This window comes from Achromobacter pestifer (assembly GCF_902859625.1).
Classification (GTDB): Bacteria; Pseudomonadota; Gammaproteobacteria; order Burkholderiales; family Burkholderiaceae_B; genus Achromobacter; species Achromobacter pestifer.
The window spans coordinates 982888-1008281 of sequence record NZ_CADIJX010000001.1 but is presented as its reverse complement, the minus strand read 5'-3'; the positions used below and the strand labels follow the sequence as shown (position 1 = coordinate 1008281).

The 25394-nt window shown below is 64.8% G+C and carries 24 protein-coding genes; 19 read left to right on the top strand and 5 right to left on the bottom strand.

Annotated features, from left to right (window positions below):
• Positions 1–83 precede the first annotated feature (83 nt).
• Positions 84–1304, top strand: coding sequence for an alpha-hydroxy acid oxidase (locus HV753_RS04280; RefSeq protein ID WP_175173161.1), 1221 nt, complete (start codon positions 84–86; stop codon positions 1302–1304).
• On the opposite strand, the gene HV753_RS04275 is transcribed toward HV753_RS04280, so the two are convergent.
• The 4 genes from HV753_RS04275 to HV753_RS04260 all read right to left on the bottom strand — a co-directional run bounded on the left by HV753_RS04275 (position 1255) and on the right by HV753_RS04260 (position 6442).
• Positions 1255–2388 carry a PepSY-associated TM helix domain-containing protein gene (locus HV753_RS04275; protein WP_175173160.1) on the bottom strand — a complete coding sequence of 378 codons (1134 nt, stop codon included), beginning with the start codon at positions 2386–2388 and terminating at the stop codon, positions 1255–1257. The genes HV753_RS04280 and HV753_RS04275 overlap by 50 nt on opposite strands.
• 9 nt (positions 2389–2397) lie before the next feature.
• Positions 2398–4866: a TonB-dependent siderophore receptor gene (locus HV753_RS04270; protein WP_175173159.1), complete on the bottom strand. Its 2469-nt coding sequence runs from the start codon at positions 4864–4866 to the stop codon at positions 2398–2400.
• Between the two features lie 142 nt (positions 4867–5008).
• Positions 5009–5923, bottom strand: coding sequence for a FecR family protein (locus HV753_RS04265; protein ID WP_175173158.1), 915 nt, complete (start codon positions 5921–5923; stop codon positions 5009–5011).
• 3 nt (positions 5924–5926) lie between these two features.
• Positions 5927–6442, bottom strand: coding sequence for an RNA polymerase sigma factor (locus HV753_RS04260; protein ID WP_175173157.1), 516 nt, complete (start codon positions 6440–6442; stop codon positions 5927–5929).
• A 236-nt stretch (positions 6443–6678) separates the two neighbouring features.
• On the opposite strand from HV753_RS04260, the gene HV753_RS04255 reads away from it, so the two are divergent.
• Positions 6679–7512 (top strand): hypothetical protein, encoded by an 834-nt coding sequence (locus tag HV753_RS04255; protein WP_175173156.1) that lies wholly within the window; start codon positions 6679–6681, stop codon positions 7510–7512.
• A gap of 4 nt (positions 7513–7516) precedes the next feature.
• Positions 7517–8176, top strand: a complete 660-nt coding sequence (locus tag HV753_RS04250) for a hypothetical protein (protein ID WP_175173155.1) — start codon at positions 7517–7519, stop codon at positions 8174–8176.
• A 9-nt stretch (positions 8177–8185) separates the two neighbouring features.
• Here HV753_RS04250 and HV753_RS04245 read toward each other — a convergent pair whose 3' ends face one another.
• A complete protein-coding gene (locus tag HV753_RS04245) occupies positions 8186–9112 on the bottom strand; it encodes a LysR family transcriptional regulator (protein WP_175173154.1) in 927 nt (308 codons plus the stop codon).
• A 91-nt stretch (positions 9113–9203) separates the two neighbouring features.
• Here HV753_RS04245 and pcp point away from each other — a divergent pair, with 91 nt between their 5' ends.
• The 16 genes from pcp (at position 9204) to HV753_RS04165 (ending at position 25359) form a co-directional block, all read left to right on the top strand.
• Positions 9204–9851 (top strand): pyroglutamyl-peptidase I, encoded by a 648-nt coding sequence (gene pcp, locus HV753_RS04240; protein ID WP_175173153.1) that lies wholly within the window; start codon positions 9204–9206, stop codon positions 9849–9851.
• A 15-nt stretch (positions 9852–9866) separates the two neighbouring features.
• Entirely contained in the window at positions 9867–10766 is a 900-nt protein-coding gene (locus HV753_RS04235; protein ID WP_175173152.1) for an alpha/beta fold hydrolase, read from the top strand.
• A 97-nt stretch (positions 10767–10863) separates the two neighbouring features.
• Positions 10864–11793, top strand: coding sequence for a TauD/TfdA dioxygenase family protein (locus tag HV753_RS04230; RefSeq protein ID WP_175173151.1), 930 nt, complete (start codon positions 10864–10866; stop codon positions 11791–11793).
• Positions 11790–12824 carry a Bug family tripartite tricarboxylate transporter substrate binding protein gene (locus HV753_RS04225; protein ID WP_175173150.1) on the top strand — a complete coding sequence of 345 codons (1035 nt, stop codon included), beginning with the start codon at positions 11790–11792 and terminating at the stop codon, positions 12822–12824. The genes HV753_RS04230 and HV753_RS04225 overlap by 4 nt, the downstream gene beginning before the upstream one ends.
• Before the next feature lie 152 nt (positions 12825–12976).
• A complete protein-coding gene (locus HV753_RS04220; RefSeq protein WP_175173149.1) occupies positions 12977–13813 on the top strand; it encodes a transporter substrate-binding domain-containing protein in 837 nt (278 codons plus the stop codon).
• A gap of 46 nt (positions 13814–13859) precedes the next feature.
• Entirely contained in the window at positions 13860–14747 is an 888-nt protein-coding gene (locus tag HV753_RS04215; RefSeq protein WP_175173673.1) for a transporter substrate-binding domain-containing protein, read from the top strand.
• Positions 14744–16168: an FAD-binding oxidoreductase gene (locus HV753_RS04210; protein WP_175173148.1), complete on the top strand. Its 1425-nt coding sequence runs from the start codon at positions 14744–14746 to the stop codon at positions 16166–16168. The genes HV753_RS04215 and HV753_RS04210 overlap by 4 nt, the downstream gene beginning before the upstream one ends.
• On the top strand, positions 16165–17412 hold the full coding sequence (locus HV753_RS04205) for an aminotransferase class I/II-fold pyridoxal phosphate-dependent enzyme (protein ID WP_175173147.1): 1248 nt from the start codon (positions 16165–16167) through the stop codon (positions 17410–17412). The genes HV753_RS04210 and HV753_RS04205 overlap by 4 nt, the downstream gene beginning before the upstream one ends.
• A complete protein-coding gene (locus HV753_RS04200) occupies positions 17409–18146 on the top strand; it encodes an amino acid ABC transporter permease (RefSeq protein WP_175173146.1) in 738 nt (245 codons plus the stop codon). The genes HV753_RS04205 and HV753_RS04200 overlap by 4 nt, the downstream gene beginning before the upstream one ends.
• Positions 18136–18954: an amino acid ABC transporter permease gene (locus HV753_RS04195; RefSeq protein ID WP_175173145.1), complete on the top strand. Its 819-nt coding sequence runs from the start codon at positions 18136–18138 to the stop codon at positions 18952–18954. The genes HV753_RS04200 and HV753_RS04195 overlap by 11 nt, the downstream gene beginning before the upstream one ends.
• The gene (locus HV753_RS04190; protein WP_175173144.1) at positions 18941–19771 is read left to right on the top strand and encodes an amino acid ABC transporter ATP-binding protein; all 831 of its coding nucleotides are present in this window, start codon (positions 18941–18943) and stop codon (positions 19769–19771) included. Before HV753_RS04195 ends, HV753_RS04190 begins: the two co-directional genes overlap by 14 nt.
• Before the next feature lie 19 nt (positions 19772–19790).
• Positions 19791–20417 carry a cysteine dioxygenase family protein gene (locus tag HV753_RS04185; RefSeq protein WP_175173143.1) on the top strand — a complete coding sequence of 209 codons (627 nt, stop codon included), beginning with the start codon at positions 19791–19793 and terminating at the stop codon, positions 20415–20417.
• Entirely contained in the window at positions 20414–21628 is a 1215-nt protein-coding gene (gene metC / locus HV753_RS04180) for a cystathionine beta-lyase (RefSeq protein ID WP_175173142.1), read from the top strand. Before HV753_RS04185 ends, metC begins: the two co-directional genes overlap by 4 nt.
• Positions 21629–21750: 122 nt before the next feature.
• Positions 21751–22101, top strand: coding sequence for a VOC family protein (locus HV753_RS04175; protein WP_175173141.1), 351 nt, complete (start codon positions 21751–21753; stop codon positions 22099–22101).
• A 9-nt stretch (positions 22102–22110) separates the two neighbouring features.
• Entirely contained in the window at positions 22111–23040 is a 930-nt protein-coding gene (locus tag HV753_RS04170) for a CysB family HTH-type transcriptional regulator (protein WP_175173140.1), read from the top strand.
• Positions 23041–23151: 111 nt separating this feature from the next.
• Complete coding sequence (locus HV753_RS04165; protein WP_175173139.1) at positions 23152–25359, top strand: rhodanese-like domain-containing protein; 2208 nt, start codon at positions 23152–23154, stop codon at positions 25357–25359.
• Positions 25360–25394 lie beyond the last annotated feature (35 nt).

Genomic DNA, 25394 nt, shown 5'->3' with positions numbered 1-25394 from the left:
AGAGCGAATAAAAGTGTAATAAGCAATATCGATAAAGTCACTTTATTCAAACCGACGCTGCGCCTATAGTCGTCCGCCACCCCATGACAACAGCGCGGTGGCCGCTTGTGGCCGACCGCAGCGAGGAGCCCCCCACCATGCCCGACGCCCTGCGCCATCTGCTTAGCCTGCATGATTTCGAGGCGGCCGCGAAGAAGCGCCTGCCCAAGCCGATTTACGCCTATGTGTCGGGCGCGGTGGAAGACGGCCTGTCAGAGCGTGGCAATCGGCGGGCCTTTGATCAATATGGCTTTCTGCCCAAGGTGCTGGTGGACGTGTCCCAGCGCAGCATGCGGACCACGGTGCTGGGCCGAGAATATGCCGCGCCGGTTGGCGTGGCGCCCATGGGTATCTCGGCGCTGTCCAGCTACCGAGGCGATATCGTGCTGGCGCGCGCGGCGGCGGACGCGGACGTGCCTTGCATCATGAGCGGGTCGTCGCTGATCCGGCTGGAGGAAGTGATGCAGGCCGCGCCCGGCACGTGGTTCCAGGCCTACCTGCCGGGCGATGAGGCGCAGATCGCCGCGCTGATCGATCGGGTGGCGGCGGCCGGTGTGACGACTTTGGTGCTGACGGTGGATACGCCCGTGGCCGCCAACCGCGAAAACAATGTGCGGGCAGGCTTTTCCACGCCGCTGCGCCCCAGCGCCGGCCTGGCCTGGCAGGGGTTGACGCATCCGCGCTGGTTGTTCGGCACGTTTCTACGCACGCTGTGGCGGCATGGCATGCCGCATTTTGAAAACAACTATGCGACTCGCGGTGCGCCGATCCTGTCGGCCAACGTGCTGCGCGACTTTTCGGATCGCGGCCATCTCAGCTGGCCGCACGTGGCAGCCATCCGCCGGCGCTGGCAAGGGCGGATGGTGATCAAGGGCATTCTGCATCCCGACGATGCACGCAAGGCGAGGGCGCACGGCATGGATGGCGTGATTGTCTCGAACCACGGCGGCCGGCAGTTGGACGGCAGCGTTTCGCCGTTGCAAGCCTTGCCGGCGGTGCTGGAGGCGGCGGGCGGCATGGACGTGATGCTGGACAGCGGGGTGCGGCGCGGGTCGGACGTGCTGAAAGCGATGGCGCTGGGCGCGCGGTGTGTCTTCGTGGGACGGCCCTTCAACTATGCGGCAGCCGTGGCGGGACAACGCGGCGTGGCCCATGCCATCGGGCTGATCGTGGAAGAGGTGCGGCGCAACATGGGGTTGTTGGGGGTGGTGGACCTCAAGGCGCTGGGTGCGGATTGCGTGCGGCGTTTGCCTGCCGCCGCTTAGGCAGATACAGATACAGCCCCGTCAGCAGCGCCACGATGGTTGCCAGATCCAGCGCCGCCCAAATCAGTTGAAGGGGCAGGCCGGCGTAATTGCCGAAATGCAGCGGGCGTGACCCTTCCAACAGCCACATGTACCAGGGGGGCGGCTCGGCGCTGATCAGCGCGCCATCGGCGACGCGCACAACGACGGGTTGCAGCAGGTGCCTGGTCAATGGAGTGCGGCCTTGCATGAAGACCGTGTAGGCGCCTTCGGATGAAAACAGGGATCCTGGCATCGCCAGGAAACTGACGTCGCGATCCGGCAGGATGCGCCGGGCCAGATCCACGGCGGCTTGCAAAGGCCGCGCTTCAGGGGGGCCGAGCGGCGGGGCGGACGATTGCCGGGTGGCTGCGTGTTCGCGCCAGGCGGCGAACACAAAGGAATCCAGTGTGTTGATCACGCCGCTTAGCCCGACGACCGCCATCCAGACCAGCAGCACGATACCCACCAGATTGTGCAGGTCCAGCAGGCGCAGCAGCCGTGAGCGACCCTTGCGCACGGTCCCGAAGGGCGTCTTGCGCATGAAGCGGCCATACAGCGCGATGCCGGACACGAGCGACAGCAAGAACAGCGTGCCCATGGCCGCCAGGATCAGGCTGCCGGGCACGCCTAGCAGCATGTCGGTGTGCAGCCTTAGCAGCACGGCCATCGGGCCGCCGTGGCGCCAGTCCTTTTCGCTCCAAGCCTCGCCGGACAGGACGGGACCACGCGCGTCCACCAGGGCGAAGGGCTTCTGGCCCGGTGCGCCGGGAGCAAGGCCGAACCGGTACTGATGTGGCTCGTCCAGCCAGACCATGAAGCGAATGTCGCGTTGCGGATACTGGTTGCGGACCAGCGCGGCCATGGCGTCCGCATCCCGCGGCGCCACTGCCGCCAACTGCGGCGCAGGCGCGCTGGGAACATCGAACCAGCCGTCAATTTGCTCGTGGAAGATCAACGGCAGGCCTGTGATGCACAACATCAACAGGAACAGCGTGCATGCCAGGCTGGACCAGGTGTGAATCCATTGCCACAGGCGTAGGCGCGGAGCGGAATGGAGGCTCATGCCGAGGGCCTACCAGCGGTAGGTCAAACTGCCAATCACGGTGCGGCCAGCGCCGTAGAAGCACTTCGTGGCCGTGGCGCAAGCGGATACGTACTCGTGATCGAACAGGTTGCTGGCGTTCAAGGCGGCGGTCAGCCCCTTCAGCGCGGGAATGCTCTGGCCCAGATCATAGCGCACCGCGGCATCCACCACCGTGAAGGGAGAGACCTTCATCGTGTTGTCGGCATTGGCGTAGCTGCTGCCGACATAGCGCACGCCGCCGCCCAGGCTCAACCCCGCCAGCGCACCGGCGTGGAACGTATAGTTCGCCCATGCGTTGGCCGTGTGGCGCGGCACATACGTGGGGTGCTTGTCTTGCGCGGTGGTGCTGCGCGTGTTCACGTTGTCCATGTATGTGTAGGACGCCAGCAGGTCCAGGTTGCGCGTCAGGCTGGCCTTGCCCTCCAGCTCCAGCCCGCGCGAGCGCACTTCGCCTGTCTGGATGCTGTAGTTGGTGTTGGCGGGGTCCGTCGTCAGCACGTTGCTTTGGGTCAGCTGGTACACGGCGGCCGTGATGAAAGCGTCCTGGCCGGGCGGCTGGTACTTCACGCCGGCTTCGTACTGTTCGCCCTTGGTGGGTTTGAACAGATTGCCGTTGACGTCCGCATCGGCCACCGGCTGGAACGATCGCGAGTAGCTGACATAGGGGGCGATGCCGTTCTCGAACTCATAGACCGAGCCCAGGCGCCAGGTGAAGGCGTGGTCGGACTGGTCGGTGGACGCGCCGCTGATGCGGTTGCGCCTGTCGTTGCCCGCCCAGTCCTGGCGGATGCCTCCCAGCAGTGTCCATTGCCCGATCTTCAACTGGTCTTGCGCATACAGTCCAACCTGGTCCAGCGTCTGCTTGCTGCGCGCGGTGATGGCCGGCGTGGCGATGGCCGCGGAGTAGTCGGGCTGGTTGATCGACAGGGACGGGGCGGCGCCCATGCCTTGGTCGTCGCGATAGCTTAGCCGCTGGTAATCGATGCCGAACAACGCCGTGTGGGCGATGGCGCCGGTGTTGAAGCGCGCCTGGGCATGGTTGTCTGCGGTGACGGCGTCCATGTCGGCGCGATTGATGATCGCGCGGCGGGTCAGCAGCGGATTGGCGGGATCGGCTGCGTTCAGGCCCGTGGTGTAGACGCTCTTGTAGTCCACCTTGACTTGCATGTAGCGGAAATTGGATTGCACGGACCACACGTCGTTGATCCGATGATCCAACAGATAGCCTGCGGCCGTCTGGGTACGCTTGAATTCGTCGAACTGCGGTGATCCGTCGAAAAAGCTGCGTCCGATGCGACCTCCGCCGGGCAGGTCCTGAATGGTTCCCACTGCGGGCAGGAAACCGAAATAGCCGCCATAGGGGTCATGCTGGTATTGGGCCAGGATCGTCAACGAGGTGTCGGCGCTGGGGCGGAACGTGACCGCTGGCGCGATCGCCACGCGCTCATCCTTCTGGTAGTCGATCTGCGTCTTGCCGGTGTGCGTCACGCCAGTCAGCCGGTAGAGCACCTTGCCTGCCTCATCCACGGGCCCGCCAAAGTCGAATGCCGCCTGCGCAAAGCCGTGGCTGCCTGCTTGCAGCTCTATTTCGTGCAGGGGCGTGGCGGTTGGCTTCTTGCTGACCAGGTTGACCAGGCCACCGGGCGTGCCTTGGCCATACAGCACCGATGAGGGTCCCCGCAGTACTTCAATGCGTTCCAGGTTGTAGGTGTCGATCTGCGGGATCGCGTAGTTCGCGCCCAGCAACCGCATGCCGTCCTGATACGAATAGTCGTAATTCACGCCGCCGCCAAAGCCTCGGTAGATCACGGTGTCGTATCGCGAACCGCCTGCGCCGCGGTATTCGGCGGTCAGGCCCGGCGTGTAGCGCAGCGCCTGGCGCACGTTCTGCACGGCCTGGTCATCCATTTGCTGGCGGGTGACAACCGAGATCGATTGCGGCGTGTCGAGCAAGCGGGCATCGGTCTTGGTGCCGGCAGTGGACCCGTCGACGACGTAACGCGGTGCGTCCGCGGCGCCTTGCACCTTGATGGGATCCAGCGTGGCGGTCTCGGCCGAGCCACCCGAGGGAAGCGGCGACACGATAAGGGTGCCGCCGCTGTGGCGATAGCCCAGGCCCGAGCCGGCCAGCAGCCGACTCAGCGCTTCTTCGCCGGTGTAGCTGCCGCGTAGGGCGGGGGCCGTCTTGCCGCGTGCAATGTCGCCACTCATGACCAGTTGCACGCCGGTCGTCGCGGTATAGGAAAGCAGGGCGCTGGCCAGCGGCTGGCTGGGAATGTCGAAGCCGTGCCGAGCGGCCACGGCGTTGGCAGGCGCGGTCTGCGCGTGGGCGGCGGGCAAGGCTGCCGTGCAGGCCGCTGCGACCATTGAAGCCGCCAGCAGGTTCAGGCGGTGGCGGCCTGGGCGCGCGTGGATGCCGGCGTTGCGGCTGAGGGAGGGGTGATGTGCGGCCGGCATGTGCGGTTGCCCTTGTTCGTGGTTCGATATTGCGACGGCGGTGTGCGCGTCCTCTTCTTGTCAAACACCGGAGGGCGCGGAATCAATGATCGAACTGGGCGGAATTTAAGTTACTAGAAGTAACTGCATGGGGCGGGCGGGCTTATCGTGCGTAGACCAGCGTCGCATAGCCTGCGACCACACGTAGCCGGATCGGGAACGTCTCGGCCAGGCTGCGCAACGCCTCTTGCGGCTCCGTGGCGTGGAACGCAGCCGTGACCGGCAAGGCGCCCACGCTGGCATTCATCAGGAAGATCGGGCCGCGTTGATAACGCTGTAGTTCCGCCAACACGGTGGCTAGCGGCACGTCATTGAAAACCAGGCGATCCTGCCGCCAGGCCAAGGCTGCTGCCTGGTCAAAGCGCATGGGCCTGGCGCCGCCGGATTCCCCGTATTGCATCTGCCAGCCGGCGGAAACCGTGACTGGCGCGGCGCCGGGCCGAGGCGTGACGGCCACCGCGTGTTCGGTTACCGACACGGTGACGATGTCATCCAGCAGCTTGATGTCGAATTGTGTGCCCAGCGCGGTGGTGACGCCATCGCCCGCTTGAACCGAGAATGGTCGCGCGGCATCTGCGGCAACCTGGAAGTACGCCTGGCCACGGTGCAATGTCAGCAGGCGTTGTCGGCCGTCCAAGCGTACGGAGAGCGCGGAATCGCTGCCCAGTTCGACAATGCTGCCGTCAGCAAGCTCGATGCGCCGTCGTTCGCTGACCCCGCTGCGATAGTCCGCCAGCAGGTGCAGGCGCGACACGGCATACAGGGCAGGCACGGCGGCTAGCGCAGCCAGTGCACCCAGCACCGCCCGGCGGCGATGCATGCGGTTGGCGGCGGGGCGCACCAGTTCAAAGCGGTTCCATAGCGCCTGCGCGCGAGCGTAGGCGGCGGAATGTGCGGGGTCTTCATCCAGCCAACGCGAAAAAGCACGGCGGTCCTGTTCGACAACGCCGTCATCGTTCAGGCGGGCCAGCCATTCCAGGGCAGCGAGATAGATTGGGTCTTGGGCGGGGGAGGCCATGGATCAAGCTGTGGTGCTGGTCAGGTCCAGCAGGGCATCCAGTTGCGCCATGGCCGCTACAACTTGCGAGATCACGGTGTTGCGGCTTGTGCCCATGCGTTCGGCGATCTCGTCGTAGGACAGGCCTTCGATGCGCTTGAGGACAAACGCTTGCCGGCGACGTTCGGGTAGCGAGGCTATCGCTTCCAGCAGCCGCCGCAATTCTTGCCGATAGATGGCGATGGTCTCAGGAGTGGGGTGGGGGTCGGCGATGTGATCAAGCTCGACCCCGGTCAGTTCCACGCCGGCGCGGCGTTTGGCGTCGCGCAGATGATTCAACGCCAGATTATGGACGGCCTGCGTGATGTAGCCGGCATTGATTTGCGCGCTGCCGCTGCCCAGGCGCAGCAAGTTCGCGAACGCTTGCTGGACGACGTCTTCGGCCGCGCCGTGATTTCCGACGATGCGACGCACGAACGCGCGCAAGCGCCGGACTTCGGCACGGTACAGAACAGCGATATCGCCAGCGGACACGTTCATGAAATGCGCGACGGGCGGGGCCCGCAGAATTACAAATACAATTGACAATTGTTCTCAATTATAGCGACTTTCTACTTGTCGTCGCGCCCATCGCGCAGCGGTATCTGGCCCCATATAGAATGCGTCCTGCCCGCGCATCGTCGCGTCTTGCCAAGGAAACCGTGCTCCATCGATATCGATCCGTTGATTTCCGCCTGCTGACGGCTCGATTGCGTGGCCGCTGCGCGCAGGCCCTCATGCTGCCTGTCCTTGTGCTGCTTGCACCCGTTGCCGCGCATGCGCAGACCGCCCCGGAATCCGCGGCACCCAAACCGGCCGCCGTCGGCGGCAAGGTCAGCGAAGCGCTGGGTGACTTCCAGCTTGAGGGCTATCCCGGCTCGAAGCTGCGTCAGATCAAATACCGGGGCAAGACCTATCGGCCGTTGAACGCTTACGAGTTCATCCACGTCAAGGCGCTGGGGCCGACGCAAGGCGGTCAACCCATGCTGTTGGCGGTCTCGAACGACTTCATGGGCGTGGGGACGATCTTGATCGCGGTCCAGAATGACACGCCGCTTGCGCGGGTGTTGAGTCCCACGGTTGATATGCATGATCCGGATTTCGGCGTGGTGCAGCCGGGGCGTCAGGATGTGCTGTTGTTCACGGCAGGCGCACGCGCGCTGGTGACGACAACAGGCCAGGTGCTGTGGTTCGAGCACCTGCTGCCCAAGGAATATCAGCGGTCGGGCATGCGGTTGGTGTCGGTGGCGCCGGACAATCGTCACGGCGCCTTGTTGCTGGACAACGAGATACGGTTGAGCAAGGCGGACGAGGGTCCCTACGCCAGCGTGCCGTTTACCAGGGCGATGCAAATCAAGGCCTTCGCGCAGGCAAGCCAGGAAAGCTCCGCGCTGGCGCGCAAGGGCCTGGACGAAGGCAAGCGCCTGGACCAGCGTCGCCTTTACGACAACATGAAGGCGGAATGGGTGAATCGGAATTTCCGTTGGCAAGAAGGCCGAGACGGGTGGGATTTCATCGGGCTGGGCCTGAAGCCTGTTCCGTTACAGACCACCACACGCCAGGAGCCATGACGTGATGCCGATTCCTGTTTTTGCGGGCCTGCGCGCGTTGACGCTTGCGCTGGTGGCGGTGCTGGCCGGTTGTGCCGGCCGCGCCGATGTCTACGAAAAGCATGCCCGCACCGAAGACGCCAATCCGGCGGAGGTAGCGTTGACGCTTGACGTCACGTTTGCCCGCGCGCCGGATTACGCACCCAATACGGATGTGTACAACGGGCCGCCCAAGCGGGTGGAGTATTCCGGCTACCCCAGTTTGGACGTGCCGTTCTACCAGAAGGGCCTGGGCTTCGATCTGGGCGTGCTGGGCGATCCCCGGGCCTTGCTGGCCTTGCCGTATCCATCGCCCACGACAAGGACGACATCCGCGCAGCTGAAGATATTCGGCGAACGCCAGGACGCCACGCATTACCGTTTCGTCGTGCTGCCCCGCGCGGGATGGAACAGCATGAACAGCTTTCAGGTGGCCTTCGCGATCAATGGCCGCCGCGAGGGGATGACCTTCACTTACGGCACAAAAACGATTTGCGAAAGCCGCTTCGACGTGACGACGCCAACCTATGGCTTTGGCATGTCGGTGGCGGCCAGCTTTCCGGGCGGCAAGCCCGGTTGTCTGAAAGCCTGCGATGCGCGTCCGGGGTACCCGGGGCAATGCGCTTTTTTCTCTAACGTCGAATAGGCGTTCGGATCAAGCCGGCAAGTCTTTGACGGCGCTTGCGACCAGATTCTGCAACCATGCCAGGGCGGTGTCGGCAGGCGCCCGCCGGCTGCTGATCATGTCGATGCGGAAAGGCCCGGGGTCGATGTCGGGGGGCAGCGGCCGCAGGCGCAGGTTCTGCCCCGCCAGGCGCAGCGCCGCGCGGCGGGCCAGGGTGGCGATCAGGTCCGTGCCCGCCACGGCATGCGGCAGGGCGACGATATGCGCAAACGTGCAGGCGACGCGGCGCTTGCGCCCCAGCTTCGCCAGACTGACATCCACCACCCCGCGCGCCGACCCGTCATCGCTGGGTACGAACAGCGCGTGCGGCAGCGCCACGTAGCGGTCCAGGTCCAGCTTGCGGCCGCGCAGGCCGGGATGCTGCCGATCCGTGATGCAGACGAATGATTCTTCGTACAAGGGCGTGACCCGCATGCGCTTGGGTGGCGTCAGGTGTCCGCCGATGGCGATATCCACGCTGCCGTTGTCCAACTGTTCATAGAGCGTGGCGCGGTCCAGCCGGGTCACGCGCAGATCGGCCGCGGGCGCTTCACGCCGAAGCCGGGCAACGATATGCGGCACCAGCACGACGTCGGCATAGTCGCTGGCAGCCAGCGTGAAACGCCGGCCTTCGGCGGCGGCGGGATCGAAGCCCGCGCCTTGCTCCAAGGCGTGGCGGATCTGGTCCAGCGCACTGCTGATGGCGGGCATGAGCGCCACCGCATGTTCGGTGGGCAGCATGCCATCAGCGGTGCGCACGAAGAGTTCGTCATTGAACACCCGGCGCAGCCGGCCCAGCGCGCTGCTGACCGATGGCTGGGCACGGTGGATGCGTTGCCCGGCAAGCGTCACATTGCGCGTTTCGTACAAGGCCTCGAAGGCGACCAGCAGGTTCAGGTCAACGGCAGATAGATTCATGCCATCAATAATACGAATACTGTTTATCGATTTCAACAATTCTTGGGGCGCCCCTACCATGACCGCCATGGATATCAAAAAGGAAACGCCCGTGCGGACCGTACTCATCACCGGAATCGAACCCTTCGATGGTGAAACCATCAACCCCTCATGGGAAGCCGCACGCCGCTTGGACGGCCAGGATGTGGCTGGCGCCCGGGTGATCGCACGCCAATTGCCCTGTGTGATTGGCAAGGTGGTCGGCGTATTGCGGCAGGCGATCGAGGAGGTACAGCCGGACCTGGTGATCTGCCTGGGGCAGGCAGGGGGGCGCAGCGATGTGTCGGTGGAGCGGGTGGCGATCAATGTGGTGGACGCCCGCATTCCGGACAACGAGGGCAAGCAGCCGATTGATGTTCCGGTGGTGGAAGGCGGCCCGGCGGCGTATTTCTCGACCTTGCCCATCAAAGCGATCGTGCGCGACCTGCGGACGGGCGGCGTGCCGGCATCGGTATCGCTGACCGCCGGCACCTATAACTGCAACACCATCTTTTACGGGTTGGCCCACTTCATCGCCACGGAACGCCCGACGCTGCGCGGCGGCTTCGTGCATGTGCCGTATCTGCCGGAAATGGCGGCGCGTCATCCTGGCGCACCCAGCCTGTCACTGGACCTGCTGGTGCAAGGCGTGAAGATCATGGTGGCGACATCGCTTGCCGTGACGCGCGATATCAAGGAAGGCGGCGGCGCGCTGCACTGAACTGGAGCAATGGGCATGGATACTTTGGCAAGCGCGGACGCCTTTGCATTGGACGGCGTGACGTTTCGGCACCGCCGGGTGCGGGTGGATGGGTTGGGCTATCACGTGGTGGAAGGCGGCGCGGGGCCCGCGCTGATCCTGCTGGCCGGCTTTCCGCAGAGCTGGTATGCCTGGCGGCGGGTGATGCCGCTGCTGGCGCCGCATTTTCGCGTGTTCGCGGTGGATCTGCCGGGGCAGGGGGATTCGGACAAGCCGCTGGGCGGATACGATACGCGCACGGCGGGCGAACGGTTGCGGGCCTTGTTCCACACCATGGGCCTGACGCGCTACGCGCTGGCGGGCCACGATATCGGCGCCTGGATCGCGTATCCGTATGCTGCGCGTTATGCCAGCGCGGTCGAACGCCTGGTGCTGCTGGACGCCAATATCCCGGGCGTCACGCTGAAGCCTGCCATCGCACTGGGGCCAGACAACTGGAAAAGCTGGCACTTTCTGTTCAACAGCGTGCCGGATCTGCCCGAAGCCTTGTTGGTGGGCCGTGAACGCATCTTGATCGAATGGTTTTTCTCACGCAAGACGGCCAACAAGCCAGGCGTCTTCAGCCGTGCGGATATCGATGAATACGAACGTGTCTACCAAACGCTGGGCGGCTTGCGTGGCATGTTGGGCTATTACCGCGCGGCGCAGGAAGACGCCGCACAAAACCTGCCGCTGCGCGATACGCCGCTGACGATGCCGGTGCTGGCATTGGGAGGGGACCAGGGCAGCGCGCCCGACCTGCATTCGGCCCTGGCGCCCTTGGTGCACAACCTGCAAGGTGGCGTGCTGGAGGACTGCGGCCATTATTTGCCGGAAGAACAGCCGCGTGAACTGGCGCGGCGCATGCTGGCGTTTTTGACCCAGCAGCACGCCTAGTGGCCGTGGCGCGGGCTATTTTCACATTGCGTATCGGTATTTGTTGAGCGCATGCGTCGAACCTATTCTGTTTTCACTGAACAGACAGGGGCGATACATGAGCACGCTAGCAAGCACGCGGCTGGACATCCGGCCGCTTTCCGTCTTCACGGGCGCCGAGATCCACGGGGTGGATCTGACCCGCCCATTGAGCGGCGATGAGATTGACCAGATCAAGGCGGCGCTGTTGCGCTGGAAGGTCGTTTTCTTCCGCAACCAGCACATTGACCACGCGCAGCATCTGGCGTTTGCGCAGGCCTTCGGACGTCCGACGTCGGCGCATCCCTATGACGCCAATCCACCGGAGGGCTATCCGCAGATCCGTACCATTTCGTCTACTTCCAAGACGGGCCGCCGCGGCGAACGCTGGCACACGGACGTGACCGGTGTGGTCAACCCGCCCGCGGGCTCCATTCTGCGAGCCGGCCATCAAGTGCCTGCCTATGGGGGCGATACCGTTTTCACCAACCTGGTGGCCGCCTACGAACACTTGTCGCCCGCGTTGCGGGCGTTGGCAGACACGTTGTGGGCACGTCATCAGTTTGGCGGCTACAACGGTGATTTTGATAACCAGAGCGTCTATGCGCAACGGGTGCAGGCCAGCCCGCTGGTGTCCGAACACCCTGTGGTGCGGGTGCTGCCAGAGACGGGGGAACGCGCGCTGTTCGTGAATCCCGGCTTTACCCGCCGCATCAAGGATGTGAACGAAGAGGAAAGCCGTCATCTGCTGAATCTGTTCTTCGACGAGATCACGCGGCCCGAATACACCGCGCGCTTCCGTTGGGAGCCGGGCAGCATTGCGTTCTGGGACAACCGTGCCACGGCGCACCAGGGGCCGGCTGACTTTGCCTACCTGGACGTGGAACGGGTGCTGTACCGCATCACCCTTGAGGGCGACGTGCCCGTGGGCGTGGATGGCAGGCATTCCAACGCCGTGCTCGGAAAACCGTTCGGCGCGCTGGGCGTGGACACGGGAGCCGTGGCATGAGCGTCAAACAAAAATCGCCCGGCAAGCCGGCGTGGCGCGTGGGGCTCGGGCTGCTGGCGGGCGTGGTGCTTGGGGCGGGGCTGTTAAGCAATTTCGCCGGATCGGCGCCGGTTCCGGGGGAGGAAGCCAACCGCTATCCGAACCGGCCGGTCAAGATCATCGTGCCGGTATCCGCTGGCGGCAGCGCCGACAAGCTGGCGCGCACGGTGGCTCAGAAGCTGGGCGAGAAGTGGCATCAAAGCGTGGTGGTCGAGAACCAGCCCGGCGCCAGCAGCGCGATCGGCAATGCCGCGGTCGCGCATGCGCGGGGCGATGGCTACACCTTGTTGCTGGGTGGCGATGCGTTGTCGCTCAATGCCTTGCAGCCGGGAAAATTGCCGTATGACCCGGTGAAGGATTTGCAGGGGGTGACCAAGGCCGTCGTGAACCCGCAATTGCTGGTGGTGCGGCCGGGACTGGGTGTGAAGACATTCCAGGAATTCGTGGCGCTGGTCAAACAACGGCCGGGCGAAATATCACTGGCCTTGCCGGGCGGCACGGGCAGCTTGCAGCACTTGGCGGTGGAATTGCTGAACGAGCGCATCGGCGCCAAGACCAACCAGATCCCGTACCCGGGCGGCGGACCCGCCACGCTGGATGTGCTGGGCGGCCATGTGGACGCCATGCTGATCACCCTGGCGGCCGCCACCGAGAACGTGCGCAACGGCAAACTGGTGGCGCTGGCCGTCACCACGCCGTACCGGTCCAAGGCATTGCCGGACGTGCCCACCATGCAAGAGGCTGGCTTGCCGGACTACGTGGTTGAAAGCTGGCAAGGCTTTTCGGTGCCGGCCTCGACACCGCGCGCCCTTGTCGACCGCATCAATCGCGACGTGGTGGCGGTGTTGCGGGAACCCGAGACCGCCGCGTTGCTGGAGAACCTGGGCTTCACCATTGCCGCGACGTCGCCCGAGGCCGTGGACCAGACGGTGCGCGACGACATCGCGACGTACCGGCGGGTCATCGCATCGGCGGAAGTGAAGCTGAAGTAACGCACTTTCGCGTCATATGGTTATGTGCGCGGGCGCGTCTTCCCCTGGGGAGAATGACGCCCCGCATATTGATATCTGAAAGTCTTCTTTGTCTTGCCGGCCCGCGGCCCGCAGCATGGACCTCCGTTCAATGCACACGACAAGACAACAACATGGCAATCCGCAAGACATCGGGCCTGGCCCGCACCGCAATCGCGCTGGCGTTGGCCTTTGCCGCCGGCTACGCCCACGCCGACGCCACCCTGGACAAGATCAAGGAACGCGGCACCGTCACCATCGGCGTGCTGGCCAACGGCGGCGTATTCGGGTCACTGGATCCCGCCACGCAGCAGTTGGTGGGCTGGAACCCCGAATTGGCGCGTGAGTTGGCCCGCGGCTTGGGGGTCAAGGCGGAACTGGTGCAGGTGCAGACGGCCACGCGCACGCAATTCCTGATTTCCGGCAAGGTGGATCTGCTGATCGCGTCCATGGAACTGAATCCGGAACGCGCCGAGATTCTGGGCTATGCCCCCACGCCATTCTTCCGGGTCGGCGGCGCGGCGGCCACCTTGAAGACCAGCGGCATCACCCAATGGGAAGACCTGCGCGGCAAGCCGGTGTGCGTGTCGCAGGGCAGCAGCTTCGCCAGACCGTTGTCGGCCGACTACGGGGCGGTGGTCAAGGGCTACAAGAGCTCATCGGATTCGCTGCTGGCATTGCGTGGCGGCCAATGCGTGGCGGCCGTGCACGATTCCACGCTGATTCATCCCTTGCTGCGCAGCAATCCTGAATGGGCCGACTACCACGCGCCCATCGCCACGGAAGTGCTGCCCGCCAATTCCGTCGTGTGGACTCGCAAGGGCGAGGCCGACACCATCGCCGCCGTCGACAAGGTGATACAGGACTGGCACCGCACGGGCTGGCTGATCGCCACTGAAAAGCGCTTGGGCATCGAACCGCCGCAACCGCTGTTGCAAGAGCTCAATGCCAAATTCAAGCAAGGCAGCTAAGAGCAGGCCGCGACAGGAACGGATGAAGATGATGACTCAAACAAACATGAAATCGCAGCGCACGACGCAACGCCGTACGAAGGCGGCCGCCGTCCTGGTCTTGACCGCGCTAGCGGGCCTGATGTCTGGCGCCGCGCACGCCGACGCCACGCTGGACAAGGTCAAGCAACGCGGCAGGATCGTGATCGGTGTGGATGGGGCCAGCCCGCCGTTTGGCATCCTGGACCCCGCCACGGGCAAGGTCGGTGGTTTTCAGACGGAGCTGGGCGCCGATATTGCCAAGCGCTTGGGCGTCACGTTGGAAACGGTGCCGGTCACGGCATCCACGCGCGTGCAGTTCCTACAGGCCGGCAAGGTTGACCTGTTGATCGCCAATATTCAATGGACCCAGGAGCGCAGTGAAATCCTGAGCTACGCGCCCACGCCCTACAACCTGGTGGGCGGCGCGGCGATGGTGTCCAAGAAAAGCGGCATCAAGCGTTGGGAAGACCTGAAAGGCAAGGTGGCCTGCGTGTCGCAAGGCAGCAATTTCGCCAAGCCCTTGCAGGATACGTATGGCGCCGTGGTCAAGGGGCTGCGCAACATTCCCGAATCCTTGCTGGCGCTTAAAGGCGGAAGCTGCGATGCGTCGGTGCACATCCAGCCCGCGTTGTATGAAACGCTGCATGGCCCGAACGGGCGGGAATGGAGCGACTTTGAACTGGCCACCTCCGACCAGTTGATCCCGTCGCCCACCGTCATCTGGACGCGCCGCAATGAGGCCGATACGCGCGCCTTCGTCGACGGCGTCATTCAGGATTGGTTGAAGACAGGCCTGCTGGTCAAGCAAGCCGACCGCTTTGGCGTGCCGGCGGATTACTTGAAGCAGGCGACCGCGCAGGCGCAAGCCGGCAAGTTCGACAGTGCGCCGCCCGAGGCGCAAGCCAAGCCATGACGGCCGACATTGCCGACTCCCTGTTGGCCGCCTTGCGTGCCCGCCTGGGGCAGGAGTGGATCTGGACGGGCGCGGACGCCGATCCTTACCTGACGGACCAGCGCGGCCGCCTGCACGGGCGGGCGCTGGCCGTGGCGCGGCCAGCCGACGCCGAGGAAGTGGCGGCGGTGCTGCGGCTTTGCCGCGCGGCGGGCGTGCCTGTCGTTCCGCAGGGCGGAAACACCGGGTTGATGGGAGGCGCCACGCCCGATGCGGGCGGGCAGGCCGTGCTGTTGTCATTGGGCCGGTTGAACCGCGTGCTGGCGCTGGACACCGATAACGACACCATCACCGTGCAGGCCGGCTGTGTGCTGGCTGCGGTGCAGGACGCCGCGCGCCAGGCCAACCGGCTGTTTCCGCTAAGCCTGGGATCTGAAGGCAGCTGCACCATTGGCGGCAATCTGTCGACCAACGCGGGCGGCACGCAGGTGCTGCGTTATGGCAATACCCGTGAATTGACGCTTGGGCTTGAGGTGGTGACGGCCGAAGGCGAAATCTGGAACGGCCTGCGGGGCTTGCGCAAGGACAATACCGGTTATTCGCTGCGGGACCTGTACATCGGCAGCGAAGGAACGCTGGGCGTCATCACGGCCGCCACACTGAAGCTGTACCCGCTGCCGGGCGGCCAGGGCAGCGCCTTCGTGGGTTTTCCCTCGATCGAGGCGGCGCTGTCGTTCCTGTCGCTTGCGCGCCAGCGCCTGGGCGCGGCACTGACGGGCTTTGAGTTGATCAGCCAGCCCGTCCTGGACCTGGTGGCTCATCATGTGCCGGAACAGCAGCAGCCGCTGCCGAGACTGCACCAGCCTTGGTATGCGCTGCTGGAGGCCTCGTCGGAATCCGCTGACGGCGCGGGCGCGGCGTTGCTGCGGCTGGGACAGGAGGCATTGGAATCCGGCTTGCTGGCTGACGCGGTGATCGCGCACAACCTGCAACAGTCGGCGGCGTTCTGGCGGCTGCGCGACGAGGCCATTGGCCTGGCGCAAGCGCGTGACGGCGGCAACGTCAAGCATGACATTTCAGTGCCGATCTCCCGCGTGCCCGCCTTCCTGCGCGGCACCGCCGACGCATTGCACGCGCTGGACGCGGGGCTGCGGCCGATGGCGTTCGGCCATTTGGGCGACGGCAACCTGCACTACAACGTGTCGCACGATCCGTCCCGGCCCGTGGGGCATCTGTTCGATCTGGAAGATCGCATCCACGACGTCGTGCACGCGCAGGCCCACGCACAAGGCGGGTCGATCAGCGCGGAGCATGGCATTGGCCAAGTCAAGCGCGACGCGCTGCCCCGTTACAAGAGCCGGCTTGAATTGACCCTGATGCGCCGCATCAAGCAGGCGCTGGACCCCTTGGATCTGATGAATCCCGGAAAGGTACTGTCATGACCGAAACGCTGTTTCCCGCCGTGTTGTCCCGCCGCGCCCGTGAGGCCAAGCTGTCGCCCATTGCCGCCGCCGGCGCCCGCGCCGCACGCCTGGCGACCGAAGGGCGCTCGATCATCGTGTTGACCTCTGGCGAACCCGACTTCGATACGCCGGCGGCGATCAAGGACGCCGCCAGCACCGCGCTTGAACAAGGCTTCACCAAATACACGCCCACCGCGGGGACGGCGGCACTACGCCGCGCCGTGGCGGACGGCTATCGGCAGCGCCATGGCCTGGATGTGGACGCCTCCAACGTCATCATTTCCAATGGCGGCAAGCAGGTGATCTACCTGGCGCTGAACGCCACCCTGGATGAAGGCGACGAGGTCATCATCCCGGCCCCGTACTGGCCCACTTTCCCGGATGCGGTGCGCATCAATGGAGGCGAGCCGGTGATCGTGGAGACGCGCGCCGAGGACGGCTTCAAATTGACGCCGCAGGCGCTGCAAGATGCGATCACGCCGCGCACCAAGTGGCTGATCCTGAATTCCCCCAGCAATCCCACGGGCGCGGTCTATACCGCTGATGAACTGCGGGCGTTGGCGCAGGTGCTGCGCGCCGCGCCGCATGTCCTGGTGTTGTGGGACGAGATGTATGAGGAAATATGGTTCGGCCAGCCGCCCGCGCACCTGTTGCGCGCCGCGCCGGATCTGGCCGAGCGCACGCTGTTGGTGAACGGCGTGTCCAAGGCCTATGCGATGACGGGGTGGCGGATTGGCTGGGGCACCGGGCCGCAAGCCTTGATCCATGCGTTGGAGGCGGTGCAGTCGCAGGTATCTTCCGGCCCGAGTTCGGTGGGGCAGGCTGCGGCGCTGGCCGCCTTGCAAGGCGTGGCGGACGGCTTCGTCGACACCGCGCGGAAGGCGTATGAGCGCCGGGCGCAACGGGTCGTGAACGGGTTGGGGGCATTGCCTGGCTTGCAGGTGCATGCGCCGCAAGGATCGTTCTTCGCCTGGATCGGCGTGGGCGGGCTGATCGGCGCTGTGCGGCCGGACGGGCGCCGTATCCAGGACGACGGCGATGTGGTGGACTGGCTGCTGGAATCCGAGGGCGTGGCCGTGGTGCGCGGCGCGGCGTATGGCTTGTCGCCGTACCTGCGCCTGTCATTTGCCGCGTCGGATGCGAACATCGACGCGGCGCTTGAACGCATCGCCCGGGCGGTAGCGGCGTTGGCCTTGCCCCAGAGGCTGGAGGCCGCCGCATGATCGATTCGGTACTGCATGCCTGGGTCAGCTTCTTCAAACCCTTGGGCCTGAACTACAGCTTTGTGCAGGACCCGGGCGAATTGTCGGCGTTTGGCCATGGGCTGCTGGTGACGTTGCAGTTATGCGCGTGGACCATTCCGGTCAGCCTGCTGTTTGGCGTATTGATCGCGGCAGCGCTGACCAGTGGCCGGCCGTGGCTGGCCCGGCCCTTGCAGGCCTTTGTGGAAGTCACCCGCAATACCCCCACGCTGGTGCAGCTGTATTGCGCGTTTCTGGTGCTGAACATGCTGATCACGCAGAAGCTGGGTGGCGGCAATCCGATCACGCCGTTCGCCTGGGTGGTGATCGTGGTGGCGCTGCACAAAGGCGTGTTCCACGCGGAGGCTCTGCGTGCGGGGATCGAGGCGGTGCCGCAGGTGACGATGGAAGCGGCGCGTTCGCTGGCGTTTTCCCGGCGCCAGATCCTGACGCAGGTGCAATTGCCGCTGGCGGTGCGCTTTGCCTTGCCAGCGTTGGTCAACAACCTGGTGGACCTGGTGAAGATGACCGCCATCGCCTCGGCCATCGCGGTAGGTGACGTGACCTACGAGTCGATCATGATCTGGTCGCATCGAGACAATGTGCTGGAACTGCTGCTCTTGATTCTGCTGTATTTCGGCCTGTTGACGTGGCTGGTCAGTGTGGCGGGTCGTTGGCTGGAAGACAGACTGAGGATGCCCGGCTATGGCCAATGACCTTGCACTGAATCCGGGGCGCACGCCTGTCTCAGGACGCTTTCTGCCTGCCTTGTTGCGTGACCCCTGGTTTGGGTTGTTGCTGGCGTTCGTGGGGCTGGGCGCCTTCTGGGCTGCCACGGGCACGACCCCCGCGGCCGTGCAGGCGCTGTGGCATTGGTCGCCGGCCTTGCTGCGCGGCTTGGGCATGAATATCCAGATCAGCCTGCTGGCGATGGCGCTGGGCACGCTGGTTGGCTTGGTGGTGGGGGCACTTTCCCTATCGCCTTCGCAGCTGCTGCGCCGCCTGACGCGCGCCTACGTGCTGCTGTTTCGCAACGCACCCATCCTGGTGTTGGTGTACTTCACGACCTACGTGTTCCCGTTCGAGGTGAACGTGGCAGGCTGGTATCTGCCGTTTCCGGACTGGATCAAGGTGGTGATTGGGTTGGGACTGCCCGCCAGCGCCAATGTGGCCGAGATCTTTCGCGGGGCGATCCAGTCCATTCCCAGTGCGCAATGGGAGGCCGCGCAGTCCTTGGCGTTCAGGCGGACGCAGATATTCCGCATGATTGTGCTGCCGCAGTGCGTGCGCAGGATGCTGCCCTCGTGGATGAACCTGATGGCCAGCATCACCATGAGCACGTCGCTGGCGTCGCTGGTGGGGGTGCATGACCTGGTTGATACCGCCACGGTCGCCAGCAACACCGTCGCCCGCAGCGATTTCACCATTCTTGTCTATTTCACGCTATTGGCGCTTTTCTTCGCCTATTGCTATCCCATCGCGCGTTGGACGCGGTATTTGGAACGACGCCATGAGCATCATTGATATTTCGCCGCTGGTCAGCCTGCGTGACGTGCATTTGGCGTTTGGCGACACCGAGGTGCTCAAGGGCATCGACGTGGAAGTCAAGCAGGGGCAGGCGGTGTCCATCATCGGGCCATCCGGCTCGGGAAAATCGACCATTCTGCGTTGCATCACCGGTCTGTTGCGCCCGCAGCGTGGCGCGATCCGGGTGGGCGGCGTGCACGTCGATGGCCTGAAGACCGAATCGGACTTCATCGCACTGCGCAAACGGGTGGGTTTTGTGTTCCAGCAATACAACCTGTTCCCGCATTTGAGCGTCTTGGAAAACCTGGTGATTTCACCCATCAAGGTGGGTGGCCAGCCGCGCGCGCAGGCCGAGTCCCGTGCACGCGAACTCCTGGCCAAGGTGCGGATGGATCACAAGGAACGCGCCTATCCCGGCGAATTGTCGGGCGGCCAGCAGCAACGGGTGGCCATCGCCCGCGCATTGACGTTGCAACCCGAGCTGATCCTGTTTGACGAAGTGACGTCCGCGTTGGACCCGGAGATGGTGGGTGAAGTCCTGACCGTGATTCGTGACTTGGTGCAGGACGGGCTGACTTGCATGCTGGTGACGCACGAAATGCGTTTTGCCGAAGAGGTCAGTGACACCGTGTATTTCACCGAAGCCGGCCGCATCGTCGAATCTGGTCCCCCGTCCAGAATTTTTGGGTCGCCGCAAAGCGAGCGCACGCGCGCCTTCCTGCAACGGTCGTCGGGTGCGCCGGCCGCCCGCCACGCAGCGCCTGACCCCATCGCAAGCTATCTGACTTTTGATCCGCTGCGTCTGGCGGTGTGATCCCTTTTGGAGTTCAAGCATGAGCACTGAATCCGCAATTACCGTTGAGCGCCGCCAGCACGTGCAGGCGGCCCTGTCCGATATCCAGGGCCTGCTGGGCGCCCGTTCCGTGACCCGGGAGCAGTTGGCCGCGGTGACGGCCCGTCTGGAGCAATTGGCGCAGCGCCGGGATCTGTTCCCCGTGTCGGACTTCCCGCCGCCCGCGGCCGGGCAGGGCGTGGGCGCATCCACGCGCTATCGCCTGAATCCGGATGATGCGCCGGGCGTGCCTGCGCTATATCTGAATTCGATCAATCCGGGCAAGACGACGTTGCCGCATAACCATACGACATGGGCCGCCATCGTGGCACTGTCGGGCCAGGAACTGAACCGCGTCTATCGCCGTAGCGACGACGGGTCGCGGGAAGGCCACGCCACGTTGGAGCAGGTGCGCGAAGTGGTGGTGCAGCCGGGGCAATCCGTGTCGTTCCTGGCCGATGACATTCACAGCATCCACGTGACCGGTGATACGCCGACGCTGCATTTCCACCTGTACGGCCAAGCGCTGGAAACCCTGTCCGGCCGCATCGGCATCGATCTGGCGACAGGCCAGATCCTGAACTACAACGCGACCCAGATGAAGCCGGGACAAGAGGTGCGCGCATGAGCCTCGACCACGCGCAAGTGCAGACGCGGCTGGTGCACGCCGGGTCGCCGGAATTGAAAAATGGCTCGGGACCGGTAAACGTGCCCGTGGTGCGCACCAGCACCGTGCGCTTTGCCGACACGGCAACCCAGGCGGCGCTGAACAAGCTGCGTGCGGCGGGTGACCGTGTTGCGACTTATGGCCGCCATGGCCTGGATACGCATCAGGCCCTGGAGGAGGCGGTGGCGTCGTTGGAGGGCGGCTACCGGACGGTGCTGGCGCCGTCGGGCTTGTCGTCGATCGCGCTGGTGCTGTTGGCGACGCTGGCGCCGGGGGAACACGCCTTGGTGGCGGACAGCGTGTATTCGCCCGTGCGCAAGGTCGACAAGTCACTGTTGCAGCGCTTCGGGATCGAGGTGGAATATTTTTCGCCCTCGCAAGACGCCCTGGAATCGCTGATCCGGCCCAACACGCGGCTGTTGTACCTGGAGTCTCCCAGTTCATTGTTGTTCGAGGTGCTGGACCTGCCTGCGTTGGCAGCCACGGCGCGACGCCATGGGGTGCTGGTCGCGGCCGACAATACCTGGAGCGGTGGCCTGTACTACCAGCCGCTTGCGTTGGGCGCGAATATCTCGATTCAGGCGGCAACCAAGTACCTGGCCGGGCACTCGGACGTGATGATGGGCGTGGTCACGGTGGACAGCGCGGAGTTGGCGGGAAAGATCGGCGTGGCCTATGACGCGCTGGGCCTGTCGGTGGGCGCGGATGATGCCTATCTGACCTTGCGCGGCCTGCGCACCCTGGACGTGCGGTTGGAGCGGCATCAGCACAATGCGCTGGCCGTTGCCGAATACCTGGCGCGGCATGCAGACGTGGGACGGGTCCATTATCCTGCGCTGGCGCAAGATCCCGGCCATGCCTTGTGGCGACGCGACTTCAGCGGGGCGAGCGGGCTGGTGTCGTTCGCATTCGGCAATCCGGATCCGGTGGCCGCATCGCGCTTCATCGACGCGCTGCGCTACTTCTCGATCGGTGCGTCCTGGGGCGGCTATGAAAGCCTGGCGCTCGAGGCCGCGCCAGAACGCCTGGCCGAACACAGCTACTGGCAGCAGGGCGCCGGCAAACCGTCCGTCGTGCGTTTGCACATCGGCCTGGAAAGCCCGCTGGACCTGATCAGCGACCTGGATCGCGCCTTCGATGCCACCCGCGATGCCTTGCGCCGCAGCGCCTGAGGAATATGCAAATAAGCCGTGCGCTTTAGGGTTTCTGGCTATGTAGAAGCAATTACATCCTCTTTGTCCGGTTGTACCCCCGGGTACTAGAATTTGCCTTGTTCCATGGCTGGCGGCAGGGCATGACTTCATTTCTTTCGATCGATTCGGTACAGCTTCCGTTCTTGACGCGCCGGGCGGAAGCCGTCCGGGATTTTTACCACCGGGTGATCGGCCTGGAAGAAGTGGCAGGCGCGGACGGACAGCGCCTGCATTTCGCGCTGGGTGGCGCGACCTTGTCGCTGTCTCCCGTGGTGGAGATCAGCCGCGACGTCAAGCCCGACTACCTCACACTCAAGACCCTTGCGTACGACGAGCTTCTGGCGCGCTTGCGCCAGGCGGGGCATTACCCGGTCTGTTCGCTGCCCGACGCCTTGCCGCGCGTCATGTATGTGAAGGATCCATCCGGCAATCAACTGGCCTTTCTGGGCTGAAGGCGCGCGATGAACTTCCAGCAACTCCGATCGGTGCGCGAGGCCGTGCGCCAGGACTTCAACCTGACTGACGTGTCCGAAAGCCTGCATACGTCCCAACCCGGCGTCAGCCGCCAGATCCGGGAGCTTGAGGAAGAGGTGGGGGTGGATATCTTCGTGCGTTCGGGCAAGCGGCTGATCGGCCTGACCCCGCCGGGCGAGTTGATCCTGCCGCTGGTGGAACAGATCCTGCAATGCGCGGACAACATCCGGCATGCAGGCGCGGAGTACGCCGACAGCCGCCAGGGGGTGTTGTCGATTGCGGCCACGCACTCGCAAGCCCGCTATGCCTTGCCGCCCGTCGTCAAGGAATTCCGCCAGCGCTATCCCAACGTGGTGCTGCACCTGCATCAAGGGTCGCCCAAGCAGGTGTCGGAAATGCTGCTGGAAGGCGAGGCCGATATCGGCGTGGCGACGGAGGCCGTGGCGGACTATCCGGGACTCGTGAACCTGCCTTGCTACCGCTGGAGCCACAGCATCATCGTGCCGCGTGGCCATCCGCTGGAACATCAGCAGGACGGCGTCAGCCTGTCGCAGCTGTCACGCTATCCCATCATCACCTACGGGCGTGGCTATACCGGGCGGGCGCATATCGATGAAGCCTTTGCGCGCGCGGGCATCACCCCCAACATCGTCATGACCGCCATGGACGCGGATGTGATCAAGACCTATGTAGAGCTGGAGCTGGGCGTGGGCATCGTGGCCGCGGTGGCCTGGGATGCCGAGCGCGACACGCGCTTGTGCGCCATCGACGCGCGCCACCTGTTCGAGATCAACCTGACGCGGCTGGCCATACGCCGTGGTGCATGGCTGCGCGGCTACGCTTTTCATTTCATTGAGATGTTCGTCCCGACGCTGACGCGAGAGGTCGTGGACCGCGAGCTGAAGGGCGCGGCCTGATTACCGCGTGAAACCGCCCACCGCATATCCATAGACACATTTCTACGTTGTCCCGGACGGGGTGCGCACGTAGCCTGAACCTCTCTTCATTCAGGACGTCCGAGTCATCCCATGAGCATCTCCACGCAAGCCGCCGCGCCGGCCCTCAACAAGCACACCGAACGCGCGCGGGCCGTGCGCGCCTTCATCGATCAGGTTCGGCAACTGGCGCCTGACGCAGCCCACGCCACGTCCGAGCAATTGGCGAAGGTGGCGACGCTGCTGGAAGCGTTGGGGCAACGCCGCGATCTGTTTGCCACCGAGGCCTTTGCGGTGGTTCCGGGCCGCCCCACCGCCATTTATCGTCTGGCGGAAGACATCGACGGCGGTTATGCGCTGTATCTGTCGTTGGGCGAACCGGGCAAGGCTCAACCGCCGCATGACCATACGACCTGGGCCATCATCGCCGGGGTGAACGGCAATGAACGCAACGAAGTCTATGCGCGTGCGACCAGCCAGGACCCGCTGCGCGATACCTTGACTCATCTGCGGCGCGTGGATGTCGGCCCTGGCCGTTCGATCGTCTTGGGGCCGGGCGATGTGCACACCATCGAACTGGTGGGGGATCAACCCGGCGCGCATCTGCACTTCTATGGTCTGGCGCTGGACCGGCTGCACGGCCGCGTGGTGTTTGAAAGCACTGCGGGCGGCACCTACCGCACGTTCTCGCCGCCGGCCGCCATTTACCATGCCCGCGTATCGACGCAGGAATTGCAGGAAGAGTTGCGTGGCGACGCCGAAATCGCCGTGCTGGACGTACGTGAAGCTGGCCGCTATGCCCGCCGCCATCTGTTGTCCGCCGTGCCCGCGCCGTTGTGGCGGTTGGAATTGTTGGCCGACCGGCTGGTGCCGCGCCGCGACACCCGCATTGTGCTGGTGGACGATGACGAGACCCAAGTGCATCTGGCGGCTGCCAAGCTGACCCGCCTGGGCTGGACGGACGTGTCGGTGCTGGCCGGCGGCACGGACGGCTGGGAGCGTGCAGGCCTGGAACTGTTCTCGGGCACCAACGTGCCCAGCAAGGCGTTTGGTGAAGTCATCGAGCACGAGAAGCACACGCCCTGGATCGACGTCGAGGAACTGCACCAGCGCGTGACGCGCGGCGACGATATTGTCGTGGTCGATAGCCGCACGCCGGAAGAATTCCACCATTTCACCTTGCCGTTCTCGCATAGCCTGCCGGGGGCGGAACTGGTCTATCGCATCCGCGAATTGGCGCCTGATCCGAAGACCGTGGTGGTGGTGAACTGCGCCGGCCGTACGCGCAGCATCGTGGGCGCTCAAACCTTGATCGACGCCGGCATCCCGAACCCCGTCGTGTCCTTGCGCAACGGCACGATGGAATGGCTGCTGTCCGGCCGGCAACTGGCCTACGGCCGTCATGCCGCCTTGCCCGAACCGGGTGAATCGACGCTGGCTGCCGCCCGCGAACAAGCCCGCGATGTGGCGCAGCGCGCCGGCATCGGCTATATCGACGCGGCGACGCTGCACGCATTCGAGGCAGAAGAGGCCACGCGAACGCTCTATAAGTTCGACGTGCGGACCCGCGAGGAATACGAGACCGGGCATCTGGAAGGTTGGCGCTGGGCGCCGGGCGGCCAGTTGGTGCAGGCCACCGACGAATACCTGGCAACGCGGCGCGCGCGCGTCGTGCTGGCGGACTGGGACGGCGTGCGGGCGTTGACCACGGGTGCGTGGCTGGCGCAATTGGGCGCGGTGGAAGTCTATCTATATCAACCGCCCGCGTTGGCCCCCGTGCAAAGCGGCCCCGAGCCACGGCGAGTGCTGCGCCATCGGCCGGATGCCACGGGTGTGCGTGCGCAAGCATTGCGCGCCGCGTTGGATGCCGACGAGGTGTTGGTGTTCGATGTGGAGTCGCGCGTGGCTTATGAGCGTGGCCACGTGCCGGGCGCCCGTTTTTCCGCGCCCGACCGGCTGGCGGAGTTCTTGCCGCCGGACGATCCGCGCACCTTGGTCGTGACTTCCTCCGATGGCGTGCTGGCAAGCACGGTGGCCGCCGAATTCGCCTGGCGCGGCTCGCGCCCAGTGCGGTATCTGGTGGGTGGCACGCGCGCCTGGAAAGCCCAGGGCCTGGAGCTGGCCACAGGGGCGGCCGGCGTGCTGACGGGTGACGATGACCACAGCATCAGCCCGTACCTGTTTGATGACTTGTCGGCTCGCGACCAGGGGTTCCGGGAGTATCTGGATTGGGAGCTGGGGCTGGTGGCGCAGCTGGAACGGGATGGCAACGCAGACATCCGGCTGATCGCAGCGGCGTAGGGCGTCGACTTGCCTGATTATCCACGGAGGCGGAA